The sequence below is a fragment of the Arthrobacter sp. efr-133-TYG-118 genome (genome assembly GCF_030209755.1).
Classification (GTDB): Bacteria; Actinomycetota; Actinomycetes; order Actinomycetales; family Micrococcaceae; genus Arthrobacter.
Genome location: NZ_JARVRH010000007.1, coordinates 182,477 through 203,728, shown reverse-complemented (window position 1 = coordinate 203,728; position 21,252 = coordinate 182,477). Strand labels below are relative to the sequence as shown.

Annotated in this window: 17 protein-coding genes; 14 read left to right on the top strand and 3 right to left on the bottom strand. The window is 65.5% G+C overall.

What is annotated here, in order from left to right:
* Positions 1-14 precede the first annotated feature (14 nt).
* Positions 15-1,751 (bottom strand): MFS transporter, encoded by a 1,737-nt coding sequence (locus QRN59_RS07050; RefSeq protein ID WP_284981788.1) that lies wholly within the window; start codon positions 1,749-1,751, stop codon positions 15-17.
* A gap of 219 nt (positions 1,752-1,970) precedes the next feature.
* Here QRN59_RS07050 and QRN59_RS07045 point away from each other — a divergent pair, with 219 nt between their 5' ends.
* From QRN59_RS07045 to QRN59_RS07020, 6 genes are all read left to right on the top strand, one after another.
* Positions 1,971-2,981, top strand: a complete 1,011-nt coding sequence (locus tag QRN59_RS07045) for a phosphotriesterase family protein (protein ID WP_284981787.1) — start codon at positions 1,971-1,973, stop codon at positions 2,979-2,981.
* A 49-nt stretch (positions 2,982-3,030) separates the two neighbouring features.
* Positions 3,031-3,984, top strand: coding sequence for a phosphotriesterase family protein (locus tag QRN59_RS07040; protein WP_284981786.1), 954 nt, complete (start codon positions 3,031-3,033; stop codon positions 3,982-3,984).
* A gap of 81 nt (positions 3,985-4,065) precedes the next feature.
* The gene (locus QRN59_RS07035; RefSeq protein WP_284981785.1) at positions 4,066-5,202 is read left to right on the top strand and encodes an FAD-dependent monooxygenase; all 1,137 of its coding nucleotides are present in this window, start codon (positions 4,066-4,068) and stop codon (positions 5,200-5,202) included.
* Between the two features lie 5 nt (positions 5,203-5,207).
* Positions 5,208-6,140 carry an alpha/beta hydrolase gene (locus QRN59_RS07030; RefSeq protein ID WP_284981784.1) on the top strand — a complete coding sequence of 311 codons (933 nt, stop codon included), beginning with the start codon at positions 5,208-5,210 and terminating at the stop codon, positions 6,138-6,140.
* Positions 6,137-7,090 carry an MBL fold metallo-hydrolase gene (locus QRN59_RS07025; RefSeq protein ID WP_284981783.1) on the top strand — a complete coding sequence of 318 codons (954 nt, stop codon included), beginning with the start codon at positions 6,137-6,139 and terminating at the stop codon, positions 7,088-7,090. The genes QRN59_RS07030 and QRN59_RS07025 overlap by 4 nt, the downstream gene beginning before the upstream one ends.
* Positions 7,091-7,096: 6 nt before the next feature.
* Positions 7,097-8,830 carry a CocE/NonD family hydrolase gene (locus QRN59_RS07020; RefSeq protein WP_284981782.1) on the top strand — a complete coding sequence of 578 codons (1,734 nt, stop codon included), beginning with the start codon at positions 7,097-7,099 and terminating at the stop codon, positions 8,828-8,830.
* A gap of 24 nt (positions 8,831-8,854) precedes the next feature.
* On the opposite strand, the gene QRN59_RS07015 is transcribed toward QRN59_RS07020, so the two are convergent.
* Complete coding sequence (locus QRN59_RS07015) at positions 8,855-9,460, bottom strand: DUF1326 domain-containing protein (RefSeq protein WP_284981781.1); 606 nt, start codon at positions 9,458-9,460, stop codon at positions 8,855-8,857.
* Between the two features lie 462 nt (positions 9,461-9,922).
* Between QRN59_RS07015 and QRN59_RS07010 the strand changes: the two genes are divergently transcribed.
* The 8 genes from QRN59_RS07010 to QRN59_RS06975 all read left to right on the top strand — a co-directional run bounded on the left by QRN59_RS07010 (position 9,923) and on the right by QRN59_RS06975 (position 19,109).
* Entirely contained in the window at positions 9,923-10,801 is an 879-nt protein-coding gene (locus QRN59_RS07010; RefSeq protein ID WP_284981780.1) for an FAD binding domain-containing protein, read from the top strand.
* Positions 10,802-10,806: 5 nt separating this feature from the next.
* Positions 10,807-11,343 (top strand): (2Fe-2S)-binding protein, encoded by a 537-nt coding sequence (locus QRN59_RS07005; protein WP_284981779.1) that lies wholly within the window; start codon positions 10,807-10,809, stop codon positions 11,341-11,343.
* Entirely contained in the window at positions 11,340-13,733 is a 2,394-nt protein-coding gene (locus QRN59_RS07000; RefSeq protein ID WP_284981778.1) for an aerobic carbon-monoxide dehydrogenase large subunit, read from the top strand. Before QRN59_RS07005 ends, QRN59_RS07000 begins: the two co-directional genes overlap by 4 nt.
* 1 nt (position 13,734) lies before the next feature.
* On the top strand, positions 13,735-14,676 hold the full coding sequence (locus QRN59_RS06995) for an XdhC family protein (RefSeq protein ID WP_284981777.1): 942 nt from the start codon (positions 13,735-13,737) through the stop codon (positions 14,674-14,676).
* 21 nt (positions 14,677-14,697) lie between these two features.
* Complete coding sequence (locus QRN59_RS06990; RefSeq protein WP_284981776.1) at positions 14,698-15,618, top strand: AAA family ATPase; 921 nt, start codon at positions 14,698-14,700, stop codon at positions 15,616-15,618.
* Positions 15,611-16,879, top strand: coding sequence for a vWA domain-containing protein (locus tag QRN59_RS06985; protein ID WP_284981775.1), 1,269 nt, complete (start codon positions 15,611-15,613; stop codon positions 16,877-16,879). The genes QRN59_RS06990 and QRN59_RS06985 overlap by 8 nt, the downstream gene beginning before the upstream one ends.
* Before the next feature lie 52 nt (positions 16,880-16,931).
* A complete protein-coding gene (gene exaC, locus QRN59_RS06980; protein WP_284981774.1) occupies positions 16,932-18,455 on the top strand; it encodes an acetaldehyde dehydrogenase ExaC in 1,524 nt (507 codons plus the stop codon).
* A gap of 66 nt (positions 18,456-18,521) precedes the next feature.
* Positions 18,522-19,109, top strand: coding sequence for an adenylate kinase (locus QRN59_RS06975; RefSeq protein ID WP_284981773.1), 588 nt, complete (start codon positions 18,522-18,524; stop codon positions 19,107-19,109).
* A 105-nt stretch (positions 19,110-19,214) separates the two neighbouring features.
* Here the strand turns inward: QRN59_RS06975 and acs are convergent, their stop codons facing one another.
* Positions 19,215-21,248 (bottom strand): acetate--CoA ligase, encoded by a 2,034-nt coding sequence (gene acs, locus QRN59_RS06970; RefSeq protein WP_284981772.1) that lies wholly within the window; start codon positions 21,246-21,248, stop codon positions 19,215-19,217.
* Between the last annotated feature and the right edge of the window lie 4 nt (positions 21,249-21,252).

The following is a 21,252-nucleotide window of genomic DNA, read 5'->3' as shown; positions in this document are numbered from 1 at the left end:
GGTAGGTGGTCGGGTTAGCGCCGGAGGTCTTGGACGGCGGCCTCGGCGCTTGCTTCGGTGGTCTCCGCAATGGCATCGGGGGTAGGTGCCGAGGACCGTGCGGAGATGAAGAGGGTGAGAACGGCGGAGACGGTCGCCGCGATGCCCGCGGAGAGGTAGACAGCTTGGAAGCCCTGGCCGAGGGAGGTCCCGGCGACGCCCTGGATATGTGGCTTGGCGGCGACGAGGGCCTTGACCATGCCATCGACCGCTTGGGCGGGTGCGCCGCTTGCCGCTGCCTGGCCGGAGAATTGGGCGACGACGCCGTCCCAGCCTGAGAGGAAGCCCAGGGGCGGCACATGCGCCAGTCCGGCCACAGCGTCTGCGGGCAAGCCTGCCGCCCCGAGGCTCCCGGCAAGAGGACCCGCGAAGACCGTGGCTCCGATGCCGAAGGCGATGGCCGAGCCGATGACTGGGCCGAGGGCGAAGCCGAGGTCGCGCAACAGATTCGTCGTGGCGGACGCCATGCCGATCTGCTGGGCCGCGACGGTGTTGATGGCCACGGCGGTGACGGAGCCGACCGTGAGGGCGAAGCCGATACCCAGCAGGAGCAGCGGCGGAATGAACGCCGTCCACGGGGTACCGCCGAAAGTCTCTGGAGTGCCGAGGGCGAACGTTGAGAGCCAGAAACCGGAGACGGCCATAAAAGCGAAGCCCGCCGTGAGGACCCAGCGTGGAGCAACATGGTGGATGAGCCACCCGACAACCGGGATGAAGGCGAATGCCGGGCCTTGGATGAAGACGAACAGCACCCCGACCTTCCAGGTCTCTGCAAGGGCCAGGCCGCTGACGGCGACGCTCGTGCTGAAGCAGATCCCGAGGAAGGCGAACATGCCGGTGACTGCCACAATGCCCGTGATCGAGTAGGACCTGTTCTTGAACAGCGACAGGTGGATCAGCGGCTGCGCGGTGCGTGACTCGATGACGACGAAAGCAACGAGCAGGACACCGCCGGCGATGTAGCTTGCAACCACTTGCGCGCTGCCGAAGCCGGCGTCGACCGCCGTCACCGTGGCGTAGAGGACGGCAATGAGGCCGACGGCGAGAGTGAGCTGCCCGGGCAGGTCCAGCTTGCGCCCCTCTGCGGCTGCGGAATCCTTCGCCCGGACCGCTATGAGTAGCACTACTACGGCAACGGCGGCCGCGAGCAAATAGGCCGCACGCCAGCCGCTGAAGGCGTTCGGGGCGCCCGGCGCGCTGCCCGGCACCGTGAAGAACTGCGCCGTAAACCCGGCGAGCATCGGGGAAATCACCGCGCCCAGTGACAGGAACCCTGCCCAAGTGGCGATGACCTTCGCCCGTGCACGGTGATCGGGGGTGATCGCCGCGATCATGGAAAGCGAAATGGGAAAGAGGATGCCCGCCCCGATGCCGCCGATGGCCTGCGCCACGATCATGACGCCGGTGGTAGGTGCCATCGCAGCCATGACGGAACCGACGATGCTGACCACAGCGCCGACGTAGAGCAGCTTTTTTCGTCCGAACATGTCGCCGAGGAGTCCCCAGCTGAGCTCGAATACAACAATGCCCATCAGGAACATACCCGCGATCCAGGTCAGGCCAGCGCCCGAGGTGTGGAATTCCACAGCAAAGGTGCCGCTCAGGGCCCCAGGCAATGCGTTGGTGATCTGCGCGAGGGTGACCGCGCTGTAGGCGGCCACGAAAGTGGCTCTTACAGAGCCGCGGCCCTGTAAGGAAATGGTCTGACTCATCGATGAAACTCCTTTGTTCCGTTCGATCTGGTTCTTGGGGGCTGTATGAGACAGTGTGGAGCCAATGTTTACAGCATGTCAAGGAATATACGGGAATATAATTTGCTTGACATCATGTAAAGCAAGGTGTGATGCTGACTACACCGCAACGGAGTGACGGCATGGTCACACTCCGCAGTGTCCCTGCATTCAGACCCCCGACCTTTAGGGAGAAGCCCCGTGAGTCACAACACCCCCGTCGGCACCGCCAACGCGATTGATGCCCCCGCCGGGCAAACTGTCAACACGGTCCTGGGTCCCTTACCTGCTTCTGAACTGGGCGTCGTCGCGGTCCACGAAGCCTTGTTGTCAGTGCTCCCCGGCGCCCAGTACGCGCCCGACATCTCCATGGACCGGGCCGAGATCTTCGAAGACTTGGCTGCGAAACTCACGGAGTTCCGCGAGCACGGCGGGCAAACGATCGTCGACAGCACCGGAATGTTCCACGGACGCGACCTCAAACTCTATGAGGCACTCTCCCGCTCCACCGGCGTCCACATCGTCGCCTCCACGGGTCTGGGCCCCGAGGAAGAACTCGGCGGGTACTTCCTGACCCCACAGACCAATCCACCCACTCCGTGGCCTGCCGAGAAGTTCGCCGATCTCTTCGGCAAGGAAGTCACTGAAGGGATGGTGGTTCCACGGGTCGAGCGTCGAGCCGCCGCCGGCATAGTGGCCGCCATCGCCAGCCGCTACGGCATGACCCCGACTGAAGAAAGCCTCTTTCGCGGCTCCGCCCGCGCCGCCAAGGATACCGGGGTGCCGGTCTCCATCCGCTTCGGCGCCGACGCCTTACACGATTTGGACATCGTCCTGGACGAGCAGATCGGAGCCGCCCGGGTGCTCGTCGGAGACCTGGACCGCAGGGACGCTGCCGGCTGCGCCCTCGAGGTGGCCCGCCGCGGAGCATTCGTCGGCGTCGACCACGTGGGCTTGAACGATCATCCGGGCTACCTCACGGACCAGGAACGCACAGAACTAGTGCTCGGGCTCGTGCATGCCGGCCACGCCGACAAGATCATCCTTTCGGGCAACTCGATCGGAGTAGCCAAGGGCCTCCCGGAATACAAGGTGCCTTACAGCCACGTCCTGTCCACGTTCGTGCCCTATCTCAAGGCCCACGGCTTGGGCGACGAGGACGCCCAACGCATCCTCGTGGACAACCCGCGCCAGCTGCTGACCGTGCGCTAATCACGCCCTGCCGACCCGCAACAAGCTTTAGAACCCCCGAGGTGAACGAATGACAATGGTCAACACAGTGCTGGGAACCATTCCGGCCGAAGAACTGGAAATCGTGGCGGTCCACGAACACATCGGCTACGGCATGCCGGGTTCCGAACTAGACACCACATGGTGGAAGTCCCCGGAACAGGCCTACGAAGAAACCGTGCCGAAGCTGCGGAAGTTCCGCGAATACGGCGGCGGCACCTTCGTAGACGCCACAGGTATCTGCAACGGTCGCGACGTCGACTACTACAAGTCCCTGTCCCGGAAGACCGGCGTGCACATAGTGGCCTGCACCGGGTTCGTCGGCGGCGACACCGCCCTGCCGCACTTCTCCCGCGCCACCGTGGACTACCTCGCGAAGGTGTTCATCCACGAGATCACCGTCGGCATCGGAAACACTGGCGCCAAGGCCGGTGTCATCAAGGTCGGCGTGAGCCGCGGTGGACGAATGACAGACCTGGACAAACGCATCTACCGGGCCGCGGCCCGCGCCGCCGTCGTCACCGGGGCACCCATCCTGACCCACCTGGCCATCGACCCCGAACCGGCGGTGTCCATCTTCAACGAAGAGGGCCTCTCGCTGGACCGCGTACTCTTCGGCCACGCCGACGACGGACTGAACGCCCCGATCACCCCGCACGACTGGATCTATGAGCAGGGCGGACGTATCGGCTTCGATACCTTCGGCTACGACCTCGAGCTTCCGGATCCCCCGTTTTGGGGCCGCAAGCGCGCCGAACGCATGCAGCACTTCGTGAGCCTTGTGAACAAGGGCTACGCCGACAAGCTACTCGTTTCGGCGGACGCGAATTGCAGCCCGCTGGGCTGGCCGGGCGTCAAGGGCCACACCATCAACTACATCTTCGAGGACATGATCCCCGACATGCGCGCGGCGGGAATCGACGACGCGACGCTGAAACTCTTGCTCGAGGACAACCCGGCCGACTTCCTGTCGCTGGATGCCTGACTTCCGGACTGGCAGCATAACCTACCCGTTTCCCCAGACTTGGCGCGGGCCAAGGAGGGGTCAAGAAAGTGATCCAAGCAAATGAAAGCTGAAGACATCAGGAACCTCGACATCGCCATCGTCGGCGCGGGGTACGGCGGCGCAGCTGCAGCCAAGGCGCTGAGCCTTCTCGGTGCGAACGTCAACGTGTACGAGCAGGCCTCCCGGATACGCGAGGTCGGTGCCGGCATCGGACTGCGTCCCGCCACCATGGACCGTTTCAGCAAGTGGGGGATCTTCGATGAGATCGCCAAGGTCAGTTCGCCGAGCGACTACTTCGAAATCCTCACGGCTGCAGGTGTTCCGATCATGAAGGACACCTGGCCGGAGTTCGGCGGGCAGGCCCACACCTACCTCATCCACCGCGGCGACTTCATCGAGGCCTTGCTGGGCGTTCTCCCGGAAGGGGTGGTGCACCTGGGCCACAAGCTGGAGAAGATCGAGGAAAAGGATGGCCGTTCCGAACTGGCCTTCACGAACGGCACCACAGTCGAGGCAGACCTCGTGGTAGGCGCCGACGGCATCAAATCCGTGGTGCGCGAGCAGCTGTTCAGCGACAAAGGCCCCGTGTTCTCCGGAGAACACGCCTACCGTGTAGTGATTCCCGCCGACGACGCCCTTGGCCTGGTGGTCGACGACAACCTACGGATGTACATTGGCAAGGGCACCAAGGTCTACCTGTTGCCGCTTCGCCACCGGAACCAGGTCTCATTCGACATCACCGCCCTGAATCCGGACGGTACCTGGGCGCCCGAGGTAAGCAAGGAAAGCCTCCTGGAAACAGTCGGCGGATTCGACGAGCGCATTGTGAACATCACCCGGGGCCTCGACATGAACACGGTCAACATCCGCGCCGTCTACGACATCGATCCGGTCGACTCGTGGCACACCGACTCCGTTGTGCTCATGGGCGACGCGGCGCACTCCATGTTGCACCACCAAGGACAAGGGGCAAACTCCGCCATCGAGGACGCCGGCGCACTCGCCGACGCACTCGCCCAGGCCGGCACCGTCAAGGAGGCGCTGGCCCTGTTCCAGGCAACCCGGAAGCCAGTGACCGACGAGCTGCAGCGCATTTCCCGGCAAGGCTGGAGCGAGGAAGAGGTCAACGATGTCTTCCCTGGCCAAAAGCCCACGTCCGGGCAGCCCACCACCGCAACAGCAGAAGCGAGGGCCTGAACGCCATGGCGATCCGTCCTGAAATCGCCAAGGTCCTGGCAACCTTGCCGGAACCCGAGGGTTCCCCCTTGGACCCCGGCGCCATGCGCGCCGGCGAGGCCGCCCAGGTCCCGCCGCTGGCGGAGCGGCTACCGCTGTACTCCGTCGAGGACGCCACGGCTGTGACGGCGTCGGGCGAGGTGCCGGTGCGGATCTACTCGCCTATGGAGGCGGAGTCCTATGGCCTGCTCGTGTACTTCCACGGCGGCGCATTCTTCCTGGGCAGCCTGGATACCCACGACCACGTAGCGCGGGCCCTGGCCAAGGAAACCGGCCGCAAGGTCATCGCGGTGGGCTACCGACTGGCTCCAGAGGCGGCATTCCCGGCAGGCCTTGATGACTGCTACGGCGTGGTCCGCTGGGCGGCCGGGAAAGGCGGAAGCCTGAAGTGGGACGGGAAGAACCTCGCCATCGCCGGCGACAGCTCCGGCAGCAACTTCGTTGCCGCCGTCGCCGCGAAAGCCCACGACGACGGGTTCAACCGGATCACCCACCAGGTCCTCTTCTACCCGTCGCTGGACTTGGACTTCGACGCCGAGCGTTACCCGTCACTGGTCGAAAACGCCGAAGGATACGGACTGGAGACGGCGGGCCTCAAGCCGTTCAACTCGTTCTACTTGGAGAGCGGGGCCGACCCTGCGGACCCCTGCGTGTCCCCCATCAAGCGGAAAGATCTCGCCGGCCTGCCGCCAGCGCTAGTCATCACCGCCGAGCACGACCCCCTCCGGGATGAAGGCGAACTCTACGGCCGGCGCCTGGCGGATGCCGGGGTCGAGACAAAAGTGACCCGGTACCGCGGCGCCAACCATGGTTTTGTTCAGCACTTCTCCTGGATCCCGGAGCTCTACCGGGCATTCGAGGAGACGGGTGAATTCCTGAACGCGGGGGCCGGGAAATGACGAAGCCGGTAGCTGTCCATCCCCTCGTCTCGCCGTGGGGCCGGTTCGGCCTCTACAGCTTCTACATCGACGCCCCCGAACCTGCCATCGTCGACACCGGGATCGCTTCATCCCCCGCCGAAGGCATGGTGCCTGCGCTGGAGGCGATCGGACGGCGGATCGAGGACGTCCGCTGGATCCTGCTGACCCACGGACACATCGACCACATCGGCGGCGCATACGCACTGTGGGAGCTCACCGGACGGCGCGCCCAAGTGGTCATCCACGAGGCTGACGCACCGTTGCTGCGCTCGCGCCGGGCCCATGTGGACGAATACCTCTCCGGGCGGGCGCAGTATGTGCAGGAGCCCGACGGCGAGGCAAAGCTCACAGAGGCCACGTATGCCGTGATCTCGGGCGAGATGGAGCCGACGCTGTTGGTGCGGGGCGGCGAGACCCTCTCGCTGGGCGGGGGCGTCACCGTTTCGGTCCGTTCGATTCCGGGCCACACCCCGGGGTCGGTCGCATACGTCGTCGACGGGCAAAATGACGTGTTCGTCGGCGACGCGGTGCAGGTCCACGGAGCGGCCAATGGCTTCCCGGGGTTCGTGGACCCGGCGGCCTACCGCTCAAGCCTTGAGTACCTGCGGGATGAAGTCCGTCCCCGGCATCTGTACCTGGGGCACCCGTACCGCCGCGCGGACGGAACGGCATACGGCGTGGAGCTCGACGCCGGACAGGCCACGGAAGCGCTCCACGGGAGCCTGGAGATCGAGGCCCGTGTCAGAAACGCGGCTTGCGGTTGCTTGACCTCCGGGCTGCAGGATACGGCCTCGCCTTACTCTCCGTTCGCCCGCGTGGCCGAGGGCCTTGGTTACGGAGGGGATCCCACGCTGGAGCCCTCCCCGTTCTTCACCACCCTCCACGGGTACCGCACCACGTTGGACCATTCGACCGAAAATGAGGAGTAACCACTCATGGATGACTTTCAGTTGCTGAATGCCAGCGGGCAGGCCATTGCTGTCCGCAAGGACCTCCGGGTTCCGATGCGGGACGGAATCGAGCTTGCCGCAGACGCCTACCATGGCCCCGACGACAAGCCTCGGCCGGCATTGGTCGCCCTCAGCCCGTACGGCAAGGAGCTGCAGGCCCTCGCCCTCACCACTCCCCCGCAGCGACGGCCCAGCCCCATGTGGGACGGCTGCATCGAGGCCGGGGACATCGCCCGCATCGTCAAAGAGGACTATGTCCATGTCATCGGCGACCTCCGCGGCTCGGGATTCTCGGGCGGCGAGCACATCGGCAACTACAACGCCGGTGGTGTTTCGCTCGGCCAGGATGCCTACGACTTCATCGAATGGGTTGCCGCGCAGCCCTGGTGCGACGGCAACGTCGGGATGGTGGGCATCTCCTACTTCGGTTCCATGCAGGTGCTGGCCGCCGCCGAGCGGCCGCCGCACCTCAAGGCGATCTTCGTTTCCGGCGGCCACTACGACTTCTACGAGACCAGCTACCACGGCGGCATCATGTGGTTCATGCCGCGTGCCGCCCGCGAAGGCCGCGGAGGGGACTCGGGCTGGGCCTTCACGGACAACGTGAAGTCCCGCATGATCGAGAAGCATTCTCCGGAGGAACTGAAGAAGCTTGTCGCCATGCGCCTCGAAGATCCGGACATTGCCGCTTGGCCGAACCTGGTCCACGTACTGAACTATCCCAGGAACCACGAGGCCTGGTTCGACATCGTCATGAACGAACTGGACGGTGAATGGTACGAGGAGCGCAACCCGATCACGCTGGCCCCCAACATCGACATCCCGGTCTGGCTGCAGCTCGACCAGGGCCGCGGGTGGACCCTGGACGGCACCATCGAGTTGTACAACGCACTGAAGGGGCCGAAAAAGCTGACCATCGGCCCCTACCCGCCCATGCAGTCGCGCCCCTTCATCGAGGAGCACGACAAAATGTTCCGGTGGTATGACTACTGGATCAAGGGCATCGACAACGGGGTCATGGACGAGCCGCCCGTCAGCGTTTTCGTGGAGGGCTCGCGAGAGCTCGTGATGGCCGAGCACTGGCCGCCGAAGGACATCGAATACAAGTCCCTCTACCTCCGCCCGCGCCACAAGCTGTCGGAAGAGCCGGAGCCAATGGGCGCCGAGTACGCCGCCCCCGACGGCTTCTACCAAGCCCCGTTGACGGTGACAGACAAGGTGGAGATCCTGAGCTGGAACACCGCTCCGTTCGAGGAGGCCAAGGAGCTGATCGGTGCCGGGGCGGCGCATATCTTCGCGGAAATCGACCAGGTGGACACCAACTTCATCCTGCGCCTCTGGGACACTGCCCCGAGCGGGCAACGCCAGCTGATCACCACCGGCTACCTCAAGGCCTCGCATCGCGAGCTCGACCAACGCACCACCGAGGGCAACCCGTACCACCCGCACACACGATCCGTACCGGTGCAGCCCGGCGCGATCGAGGAGTACGTGCTGCGCCTCTACCCGTTCGCGAACACGTTCAAGCCGGGTCATCGCCTCACGGTTGAACTATCCAACGGCGAGCCGCTGGCCGACGAGCACAATGCGCTGCTCCCTCCGGACGCCTTCCACCTTCCGGTGGGCCGCCCCGTCACCCACAAGATCTACCGCGACGCCACTCACCAATCGCGGCTCGTCCTGCCGTTCACGACGTCAATGGCTGAGCAGCGGCGTTGATGAGCCGGAACGATGCGGCCGCGCCTAAGCCGACCAGGCAAACGGTGCCGAGAAGGAGTTCTTTCCGGCGTTGTCCCAGCTCATCCCGAACACGTCCACGCGGGCCGTGCTCGACATGCCGGCCGCCAGGGTGTCCGCCGGGAATCCTATCCCGCTGATCTTCACTCCGAGTCCCGTAGCATCAAGCGGAGACACGAAGTCCTCCACAGCCATGTCGACTGCACTGCCAACGCGAACCTGGTGCGTGCGCCCGTCGTCGGTGTAGGAGATTTCCAGGGACTCCATTCCCGCCATTTCACCGATCAAGGGTGTCAGGCCCTCCATCGGCCCGCCGAGCTGGCCACCGAAGACGCCAGCGAGTGCTTCCGCCTGCTCGGGCGAGGCCGCGGCATCCATCAGAACACCGAGCTTCCAACCCCCGTCACTCATGAGGGCGGGTGTATCGGCGACGACGCAGACCGTCAGGCCACCGACGTCGACGCCGTTTACCTCACCGGTGTCCACATGAAAGGCCAAGGCCACGTTGCAGCGATCGTTATCCGCCGGTGCGGTCAGCCCGGAAGTAGAACAGGGGCAGACCATGTCGCAGTTGCAATTCTCAAAATACGTACCCTCGACGTGCCACGACATCTGGGGCTCCTTTCGACGAGGCATCCCCAGGAAAAAGTCTCCTCGCGGCCCGGAACAGTGTCAACGCTCTCCGCATCGGTCACGGTAGCTCCGCCGCCGTTGTTTCTCACGAACTTCGCTTCCTCACCCAGCTCATGTGCCTCTACGAACTCTCACGCCCCGGGCTTCCATCTCGGCCACCCATTCCACGATGTTGTCCTCGGCGGCGACACATTCCGGCGCTGCCGGGTCGTTGCAAATGAAAAGCGGGTACTCCACCATGACTCCTCCTTATCGGTTGATACACCATGACGACGGGCGGAACGTCGCGAAAAGGACACTGCTTAGGACATTATTTTTGCAAGTCAAAACGGCCGTGATCTTGCCCCCTTGACCATGTTGACACCCACAATGACGCGGGCAAGACTGATCATAGGTCCGCGTCCTACGACCTGCAGGACGTCTGGCCCTAAGGGGTGGACAATGCAGATTCCGGCTCCATTTGATTATGAGCGCGCGAGCGACGTCGCAAACGCGCTGGCCCTCCTCGAACGCCATGGTCCCGAGTCGCGCATCATCGCAGGCGGACATAGCTTGCTGCCGATGATGAAGCTGCGCCTGGCGCGGCCCGAGTGGCTGATCGACATCAACGACCTGACGGAACTGGAATTCATCCGCCGGGAAGGTGACCAGTTGCGTGTAGGCGCATTAACCCGACACACAGCACTCCTCGAGTCCGCCGACGTCGCCGGGCTCTTTCCGATAATCCGCGACGCCGAGCAGGTGATCGCGGACCCTGTGGTCCGCAACCGCGGCACGATCGGAGGCTCACTTTGCCAAGCCGATCCGGCCGAAGACCTCTCCACTGTCTGCGACGTCCTGCGAGCGCAGGCCGTGATCCGCGGGCCCGACGGCGAACGGATGGTGGCCATGTCGGACTTCCACCGCGGCCCCTACGAAACCGCCGTGGCGCAGAACGAGCTGTTGTACGAAGTCCGCTTCACGATTCGCCCACGTTCGGGCAGCGCTTATGAAAAGGTGGAACGCCGGGTGGGTGACTGGGCAATCGTCGCGGCCGGGGCCGCCGTCGGGCTTTCTTCGGACGGCACCGTGGAAGAGGCCGCAATCGGCCTGACAGCGGTCGGGCTGGACGGCACCGTCCCCGAGGCCGAAGCCGTGCTTCGCGGACAGCAGCCGCATGAAGACCTGTTTGTCGAGGCCGCCCGCATCGCAGCCGCCGCCTGCCACCCGGTTGACGACCAGCGTGGACCGGTCGACTACAAACGGCATCTGGCCGACGAACTCACCCGCAGGGTCCTGCGCCGTGCTTGTGCACGCGCCGCAGGTGCACAGGAAGGCTGAAGGCAATGCAGATCAGCATGACGGTCAACGGGGACAAGGTAACCCGGGAGGTCGAACCCCGCGTGTTGCTGGTCCATTTCATCCGCGAAAACCTTGGATTGACCGGCACGCACTGGGGATGCGACACCAGCAACTGCGGAACCTGCGTCGTGTTGATGGACGGCCAGCCGGTGAAATCGTGCACCGTGCTTGCAGCCATGGCTGATGGACACGACATCCGGACCGTCGAGGGACTGGCCGCCGGCGGCACGCTCGATCCGGTGCAGCAGGGGTTCATGGAGGAACACGGACTGCAATGCGGATTCTGCACTCCGGGAATGATGCTCAGCGCCAGGGCACTGCTCGACCGCAACCCGCATCCCGACGACACCGAGATCCGCCAGGCCATTTCCGGCCAGATTTGCCGGTGCACCGGTTACGCGACCATTGTCCGCTCGGTGCAATGGGCCGCCGCGCACCCGCCCGGTTGGGACACTGGTGCGGACGCTGAGACGGACGACGGCGCGGCCGGAGGGGCCATCGCGGAAGAGGTGACGGCATGACCACCACCCAGGAGCATGCACCCAACCCGGCGGCCGGAGACCCGGGCCGCCCGATCGGGTTCGGCCGCCTCCAGCGCAAGGAAGACCCGCGGTTCGTCCGCGGCAAGGGCACTTACATCGACGACATCGTGCTGCCCGGCATGCTGCATGGAGCCATCCTGCGCGCACCCGTTGCGCATGCGCGGCTGGTCTCAATAGATACCAGCGAAGCATTGGCGCATCCAAAGGTACTGGCCGTCATCACAGGCAAAGACCTGCAGGCCCTCAACCTCGCGTGGGCGCCCACGCTGTCGGCCGACGTGCAGGCAGTTCTTGTCACGGACAAGGTCCGCTTCCAGGGCCAGGAGGTCGCTTTCGTTGTCGCGGAGGACCGCTACGCCGCGCGCGACGCCCTGGAACTGATCGACGTCGAATACGACATGTTGCCGCCGGTGATTGATGCCCGCCACGCCCTCGACCCCGGCGCGCCGGTCATCCGTGACGATATCGAAGGCCGGACGGACAACCGGATCTTCGATTGGGAGATCGGCGATGCGGCTGAAACCGAGGCAGTGTTCGCCGCTGCCGACGTCGTCGTCGCCCAGGAGGTCGTGTATCCGCGCGTGCACCCGGCACCCATGGAAACCTGCGGCGCCGTCGCGGACTTCGACCCGATCGACGGCAGGCTGACCCTCTACGAAACAACCCAAGCGCCGCATGCCCACCGGACGCTGTACGCGATTGTGGCCGGCATTCCGGAGCACAAAATCAGGATCGTCTCCCCCGATATCGGCGGAGGCTTCGGCAACAAGGTGGGCATCTATCCCGGCTACGTCCTGGCGGTCGTCGGCTCGATTGTCACCGGCAAGCCGGTGAAGTGGGTGGAGGACCGCTCGGAAAACCTGATGTCGACGTCGTTCGCCCGCGACTACATCATGCAGGGCGAGATCGCGGCCACCAAGGAAGGCAAGATCCTGGCGGTCCGGACCAACGTCCTGGCTGACCACGGTGCCTTCAATGCCACTGCGCAGCCCACCAAGAACCCGGCCGGCTTCTTCTCCATTTTCACCGGGAGCTATGACCTCAAGGCGGCCTACTGCAAGGTCACGGGTGTCTACACCAACAAGGCCCCCGGGGGTGTGGCCTATGCCTGTTCCTTCCGCGTGACGGAAGCGGTCTACCTGGTGGAGCGCATGGTGGACATCCTGGCCCGGAAGCTGGAGATGGATCCGGCAGAGCTTCGGTTGAAGAATTTCATCAAGCCGGAACAGTTCCCTTACGCCAACAAGACTGGCTGGGTTTACGACTCGGGCAACTACGAGCCCGCCATGCGCTTGTCCATGCAAATGGCCGGGTACGAGGATCTCCGGCGCGAGCAGCGCGAAAAGCGGGAGCGCGGCGAACTGATGGGCATCGGCGTCTCCTTCTTCACCGAGACCGTCGGCGCCGGACCGCGCAAACACTTCGACATCGTCGGACTCGGCATGGCCGACGGCGCCGAACTCCGCGTCCATCCCACGGGCAAGGCCGTCGTCAGGATCTCCGTGCAGAGCCAGGGGCAGGGCCACGAAACCACTTTCGCCCAGATCGTGGCCGAAGAGCTCGGCATCCCGCCGGAAAGCATCGACGTCGTACACGGCGACACGGACCAAACACCGTTCGGCCTGGGCACGTACGGCAGCCGGTCGACGCCGGTCAGCGGCGGCGCAGTGGCGCTTGTGGCGCGGAAGGTCCGGGACAAGGCGAGGTTTATTGCCGCGGCGATGCTTGAGACCCGGCCCGAGGACCTCGAGTGGGAAAAGGGCCGCTGGTTCGTCAAGGGCGATCCAAGCGCCGGCAAGACAATCGCCGAGATCGCCTTCGGCGCCCACGGCACCGTTGCCCTGCCGGAGGGAATCGACGGCAACCTCGACGCTGAGGTGACCTATGACCCTCCCAACCTCACGTTCCCGTTCGGCGCCTATATCTGCGTTGTGGACGTCGACGCCGGGACCGGCCACGTCAAGGTCCGGCGATTCATCGCGGTGGACGACTGCGGAACCCGGATCAACCCGATGATCATCGAAGGCCAGGTCCACGGCGGACTGACCGACGGCGTCGGGATGGCGCTCATGGAGATCATCGCATTCGACGAAGAGGGCAACTGCCTCAGCGGCTCGTTCATGGACTACCTCATTCCCACAGCGATGGAAGTCCCGGATTGGGAGACCGGGTTTACCGTCACGCCGTCGCCGCACCACCCCATCGGCGCCAAAGGCATCGGCGAATCCGCCACGGTCGGGTCCCCGCCGGCCATCGTCAACGCCATCGTGGATGCGTTGACGCCCTATGGAGTGACGCACATGGATATGCCGTGCACACCGGCCCGGGTATGGGAGGCCATGCAGGGCCGGGCCAGGCCACCGGTGTGACATGCCCCTGCACGGAGAAGCCCTGGCGGCGAGGGCGCAGGAACTTGTGGAACGCCGGGAACCGTTTGTGCGTGCCACGGTAGTGCGCGCGCAGCACCCCACCAGCGCCCACGCCGGGGACACCGCCCTGGTGCTGGCCAACGGGGAAATCGACGGGTTCCTTGGCGGCACCTGCGTAGAGGCCTCCGTGCGCGAATACGGCCTGCAGACCCTGTCCAAGCACGAACCCCTGCTGTTGCGCGTCGTCCCCGGCGAGCCGTCCCGCACCCGCGAGGAGGGCGCCGTCGAGGTTGCAAACCCCTGCCTCAGCGGCGGCGCGGTGGAGATCTTCCTCGAGCCGCAGATGCCCGCTCCCCGGGTGGTGGTGGTCGGCGCGACCCCCGTGGCACAGGCCTTGGGCGCTTTGGGTGCCATCCTCGACCTGGACATGGACCTCACGGACGGAACCGCGGCGGAACCGCGGGCCGACGACGCCGCCCTCATCGTCGCGTCGCAGGGCCGGGACGAGGAGCCTGCATTGGAGGCCGCACTCCGGCTAGGGGTGCCATACGTCGCCCTGGTCGCGAGCCGCACGCGCGGCGCCGCCGTCCTGGCCTCACTCGACGTCGACGACGGTCAGCGTGCTCGCGTACACAGCCCGGCCGGACTGCTGCTGGGCGGCCGAACGCCTGCCGAGATCGCGCTGTCGATTCTCGCCGAGCTTGTGTCCGTGCGCCACCTTGGCGGGGCTGTAGAGGCTACGAGACCGGAGACCGCCACGGCGGATCCGGTGCCCGCGAGCACGGAGCCCGCGAGTGCCGTGGACCCGGTCTGCGGCATGAGCGTCGCGGCTGTGGAGTCCACGCTGCACGCCGAGTTCGCTGAGACGACGTACTACTTCTGTTCCGCTGGATGCAGGAGGGCCTTCCTCGCCGATCCGGAACGCTATGCCACTGCGTCTTGAGCCCCGGCTGGGACGTGACCGATGACCGGGCCGGTGCGGGCGGGTGCGGAAGACGATGTCCGGCGTCTTGTTCCGGACGTTTCCGCGCTCATGACCGCACTCGACGACGGCGACTACCTTGCCGACGTCGGACTGGCGACCGCATTGTTCCTGGCCATCCGCTTGCCGCAACCCATCTTGCTGGAGGGTGAGGCCGGCGTCGGGAAGACCGAGGCGGCAAAGGCGCTGGCCAAGGTGCTCGACACGCCCTTGTATCGCTTGCAATGCTATGAGGGCATCGACGTCGGCGAGGCCCTGTACGAGTGGAACCATCAACGCCAACTCCTGGGCATCCGCTTGGCTGAGGTCCGGGACGTCCGCGTGGAGGAGTCCGACCTTTTCGGGGAACAGTACCTGCTTCGCCGCCCGCTGCTGAAGGCGATCGAGCATCCCGGCCCGCGTCCGGCTGTCCTGCTGCTGGACGAGATCGACCGGGCCGACGCTGAGTTCGAGGCCTTCACTTTCGAGCTGTTGGCTGAGGCCGCGGTGACGATTCCCGAGCTGGGCACCATTCGCGCCACGCACCCGCCCGTCGTCGTCCTCACCTCCAATCGGACCCGGGACCTGCACGACGCCTTGACCCGGCGCTGCCTGTACCACTGGATTGACTACCCCCGGCCGGAGCGCATCGCCGCGATCGTTCGCCGCAGGGTACCCGGGAGCGCCGAGCCGCTCGCCCTGGATGCCGCAGCGGCCATCACGAGGCTGCGGTCCCTGGACATGGCCAAACCCCCGGGTATCGCGGAGGCAATCGACTGGGTGTCCGCCCTTACGGTGCTTGGCGTGGAACGACTGGACCCGGCTGCGGTGAAACAGACCTGGGGTTCGGTCCTGAAGAATCGCGACGATCTGGACATTGCCTGGGCCCGCGGACCGGCATGGGTGGCCGGCGGCCATGACTGAGCATGCGCTCAGGGATCGCTTGGCCGGCGTGGATGCTGCGTCTTTGGCGGTGGGGTTCAGCACGGCGCTGCGCCGTGCAGGGTTGCCGAGCTCCCCGGACCGCGCGGCCTGGCTTGCCCAGGCGCTCAGGATCGTTCCCCCTACTGCCCGTGAGCCGCTGTACTGGACGTGCCGGGTGGCGCTCGTCTCTTCGCACGAACAACTGCCGGTATTCGACGCCGTCTTTTCGGCCGCATTCGACGGGATGCTCGATCCGGCAGACACCCGCGGCGATGCCAACAGTCCACCGGCAATCGGCGCTGAGCACGCCCGGGCGGCTCCAAGCGAGCGACGCCTTGCCCACACCGACGGTAACGTCCCGGCGTCGGGGGCACCCGTCGCCGCCCCTGGCGGAGCGAACGATAGAGAATCCAATGCACCGGAGTTCGAAGCAATCCTGGCCATGGCCTCCCCTGACGAGCACCTGCATGAGAAGTCCTTCGCCGAGCTGACACCCGAAGAAGCTGCCCACGTGCGCCAGCTGGTGCGGCGCATCGTGCTGGCTACCCCGGAGCGCCGAAGCGGGCGGACACGCCAATGGGCTCATAGTGGCGCAAAGCTCGACCTCCGGCGCACCATCCGCGCGGCTCGGCGCACCGGCGGCGACGCAAGCTCCTTGGTCTATTCCCGCCGTCGTCCGCGTCCGCGCCGCCTCGTGTTCCTGTGCGATGTGTCCGGCTCCATGGAACCGTACACACAGGTCTTCCTTTCCCTGCTGCAGGGCGCGGTGGCCGGCGCACAGGCCGAGGCGTTCGTGTTCTCCACCCGGCTGACCAGGCTGACCCGGCAGCTTTCGAACCGGAACGCAGATAAAGCCTTGGCCCTGGGAGCCGCGGCCGCCCCCGACTGGGCGGGTGGGACGCGCCTGGCGGAGAGCCTCCGGCGCTTCATCGATGGCTATGGACGCCGCGGCTTGGCCAGGGGCGCAGTCATTGTGCTGCTCTCCGACGGTTGGGCCCAGGACGCGCCGGAACTGGTGGACGCCCAGATGGCGCGGCTGCGGCGGCTTGCCTACCGGATCGTCTGGGTCAATCCGAGGAAGGCCGGTTCGGACTACCAACCGTTGGCGGGCGGCATGGCCGCTGCGCTGCCCTACTGCGATGCCTTTGTCAGCGGGCACAACTACGCTGCTTTGACGGAAGCTGCAACCGCCATTCGCACCGGAGATCGGCCACGAGGGCATCCGGTGGGATGCCCATTGCAGCCTGGTCGCAACCTTTGAACCCCTAGCATGGGGGCCAGGACGAAGACGTCTGTTTTCCAGAGGAGTGACCATGACTGTTTATGTACAGCCCGGCCAAGAAGGATCCAAGGTCCAGTTCAAGGACCGCTACGAGAACTGGATCGGCGGAGAATGGGTGGCTCCAACTACCGGTCGATACATCGAAAACGTCTCCCCGGTGAACGGGAAGCAATTCACCGAGGTGGCTCGCGGCGCCGCTGCGGACGTTGAGCTCGCCCTGGACGCCGCGCACAAGGCTGCGCCGGCGTGGGGCAAGACGTCAGCCACTGAGCGCGCTGCAGTGCTGAACAAGATCGCTGACCGGATCGATGCCAACCTCGAAATGCTGGCGGTCGCCGAAACCTGGGACAACGGCAAGCCCATCCGCGAAACCCTCAACGCGGACATCCCGCTCGCGGCAGACCACTTCCGGTACTTCGCCAGCGCTATCCGCGCCCAGGAAGGCCGGCTATCCCAGCTCGACGAGGACACCACGGCCTACCACTTCCACGAGCCCCTTGGTGTGGTGGGACAGATCATCCCGTGGAACTTCCCCGTCTTGATGGCCGTGTGGAAGATGGCTCCCGCACTGGCCGCTGGCAATGCGGTGGTCCTGAAGCCCGCCTCCAACACCCCGGCCTCCATCCTGGTCCTGGCGGAACTGATCGCGGACCTACTGCCCGCCGGCCTGCTGAACATCGTCAACGGCTTCGGCTCGGAAGTGGGAAAGCCGCTGGCATCCAGTCCGCGGATCCGCAAGATCGCCTTCACCGGCGAGACCTCCACGGGCCGGCTGATCAGCCAGTACGCCAGCGCCAACCTGATCCCGGTCACGCTGGAGCTCGGCGGCAAGAGCCCCAATATCTTCTTCAACGATGTTGCTGAATCCAACGACGCCTTCTACGACAAGTCGCTCGAAGGCTTCACCCTGTATGCCTTCAACCAGGGCGAAGTCTGCAGCAGCCCGTCGCGCGCCCTCGTTCAGGACGGCATCTACGACTCCTTCATGGCCGACGCTGTGGCCAGGACGCAGAAAATCATCCAGGGCAACCCGCTGGACACCGACACCCAGATCGGTGCCCAGGCATCGGTGGGACAGATGGAGAAGATCCTCTCCTACATCGACATCGGGCTCGACGAGGGCGCCAAGATCCTCAGCGGCGGTGCACAGACGGAGCTTGACGGCGACCTGGCGGGCGGGTTCTATGTGCAGCCCACCATCTTCGAGGGCCAGAACAAAATGCGGATCTTCCAGGAGGAAATCTTCGGGCCGGTGGTCTCCGTTGCGCGCTTCACGGACTACAACGACGCCATCGGTATCGCCAACGACACCCTCTACGGCCTCGGCGCCGGCGTCTGGTCCCGCAACGGCAACGTCGCCTACCGGGCAGGCCGGGAAATCCAGGCCGGCCGCGTCTGGGTCAACAACTACCACGCCTACCCGGCCGGCGCCGCGTTCGGCGGGTACAAGTCCTCCGGCATTGGACGCGAAAACCACGCCATGATGCTGGACCACTACCAGCAGACCAAAAACCTCCTGGTCAGCCACTCCGAAAACAAGCTCGGCTTCTTCTAGGGCCTGAGCGATGACCCCGGCAAGCTTTCAACAACGACACAACGAAGGGCTACCTGAATGACGAGAATGCTGATTATTGGCCCGCCCGGCTCCGGGAAAGGCACGCAGGCGCAACGGATCTCCGAACGCCTCGGCATCGTTGCGATCTCCACCGGAGACATCTTCCGCGCCAACGTGAAGGGCGGGACGGCCCTTGGCCGCGAAGCCAAGAAGTACATGGACGCCGGAGATTTCGTGCCGGACAGCGTAACGAATGAAATGGTGCGCAGCCGCCTCAGCGAGGACGACGTCGAAAACGGATTCCTGCTGGACGGGTACCCCCGCACCACTGCTCAAGTTGATTACCTGGACGAGGTCTTGGCAGGGGGCGAGCAATTGCTGGACGTTGTCCTGCAGCTGACCGCCGATGACGACGAACTGGTCCACCGCCTGCTGGGCCGTGCAAAGGAGGCGGGCCGCAGCGACGACAACGAAGCCGTTATCCGCCATCGGCTTGATCTCTACCACGAGCAGACTGAAGCCGTGGTGGCCAAGTATGCCGAGCGCGGCATACTGAGAAAGGTTGATGGCCACGGCGGGATCGAGGATGTCACCGACAAGATAATGGGCGACATCCAAAGCCCAAGCAGGGTGTCCATCGCCGGCGGACGGTAGTCCTGGAACCATCGGCATCAGTGATCCCGGAACAGTAATCGGCCCTGTCGGATTCCATCAGCGGAATCCGGCAGGGCCGATCTGTGGTGCGCCCTGACGCTCGCGTCAGTTTCGCGTTGCGAGCGACTCGGCGATTTGGGCCATGATGGTGGGGTCCGAGAGGGTGGTGGCGTCGCCGGGTTCGCGGCCTTCGGCGACGTCTTGGAGGAGGCGGCGCATGATTTTCCCGGACCGGGTTTTGGGCAGTTCGGGGACCACGAGGATGTGCCGGGGTTTGGCGATGGGCCCGATTTCCTTGCCGACGTGGTTGCGGAGCTCGGTCACGGTCGCGTCGCCGCTGTCCTGTCCCGACGGGGCGGATTCACGCAGGATCACGAACGCGACCACGGCCTGGCCGGTGGTTTCGTCGGAGGCCCCGACGACGGCGGCCTCGGCCACCCACGGGTGGGACACGAGGGCGGATTCGATTTCGGTGGTGGAGAGCCGGTGCCCGGAGACGTTCATCACGTCATCCACCCGGCCCAGGAGCCAGATATCGCCGTCCTCGTCCTTCTTCGCCCCGTCGCCGGCGAAGTACATGCCCTCGAACCGGGACCAGTAGGTCTCCTTGAACCGTTCCGGGTCCCCCCAGATCCCGCGCAGCATCGCGGGCCACGGCTCGCGGACCACGAGGTAGCCGCCGTGCCCGTCCGGGACGGACGCCCCGGCCTCGTCCACGACGTCGATCGCGATGCCCGGCAACGGAACCTGCGCCGAGCCCGGCTTGGTCGCCGTCACCCCGGGCAGGGGTGCGATCATCTGGGCCCCGGTCTCGGTCTGCCACCAGGTGTCCACGATCGGTGCCGGGTCCTCCTTCTTTTCGCCGTGGTTTCCGGCGTTGGCGCCGATGACCTCCCGGTACCACATCCACGCCTCGGGGTTGATCGGCTCGCCCACCGAGCCCAGGACCCGGATCGAGGACAGATCGTACCGGCCCGGGATCTCCCGGCCCCACTTCATGAACGTCCGGATCGCGGTGGGGGCGGTGTACAGGATGGAGACCTTGTACTTTTGAACGATTTCCCACCAGCGGCCCTGGTGCGGGGAATCCGGGGTGCCCTCGTACATGACCTGGGTGGCGCCGTTGACCAGCGGCGCGTAGGCGACGTAGGAGTGGCCGGTGACCCAGCCGACGTCGGCGGTGCACCAGAACACGTCCGTTTCCGGGTGCAGGTCAAAGACCGCCCGGTGCGTGTACGCAGTCTGGGTCAGGTACCCGCCGGTGGTGTGCAGGATGCCCTTGGGCTTGCCCGTGGTCCCGGAGGTATACAGGATGAACAACGGGTGCTCGGCGTCATGCCCCACGGCGGTGTGCTCCGCCGAGGCGGCCCCGACGGTGTCCTCCCACCACCGGTCCCGGCCCTGGACCCAGTCCACGTCCTGGCCGTTGCGCCTGACCACCACGACATGCTCCACCGAATGTCCTGGGGCGGTCAGGGCCTGGTCCACGGCGGGCTTGAGCGGGCTGGGCTTGCCCCGCCGGTACGTGCCGTCCGCGGTCACCACGAGCCTGGCCTGGGCGTCATCGATCCTCGAGCGCAGGGCATCGGCGGAGAAACCGCCGAACACCACCGAATGCACGGCCCCGATCCGGGCACAGGCCAGCATCGTGATCACCGCTTCCGGGATCATCGGCAAATACACCGCCACCCGGTCGCCCTTCGCCACGCCCAGGGACTCGAACGCATTCGCGCACTTCTTGACCTCCTCGGTCAGCTGCGCGTACGTGTACGTGCGGGTGTCGCCCGGCTCGCCCTCGAAGAAGATCGCCACCCGGTCCCCGAGCCCGTTCTCCACATGCCGGTCCAGGGCGTTGTACGCGGCATTGACCCGCCCGCCGACGAACCACTTCGCGAACGGCGGCTCGGACCAATCCAGCGCCTGGCCGAAGTCCGTGTCCCAGTCCAGCAGCAACCGGGCCTGCCTCGCCCAGAACGCCGGACGGTCCGCCTCCGCTTCCGCATACACCCCGGCGCCGACGACCGCGTTCGCGGCGAACCCGGCGCTCGGCGCGAACTTCCGGTCCTCATGGAGAAGATTTTCAAGGGCATCGCCGTGCTGGAGTCGACTGTACGATGCTTCGGTGCGGGCGTTGGACATATCT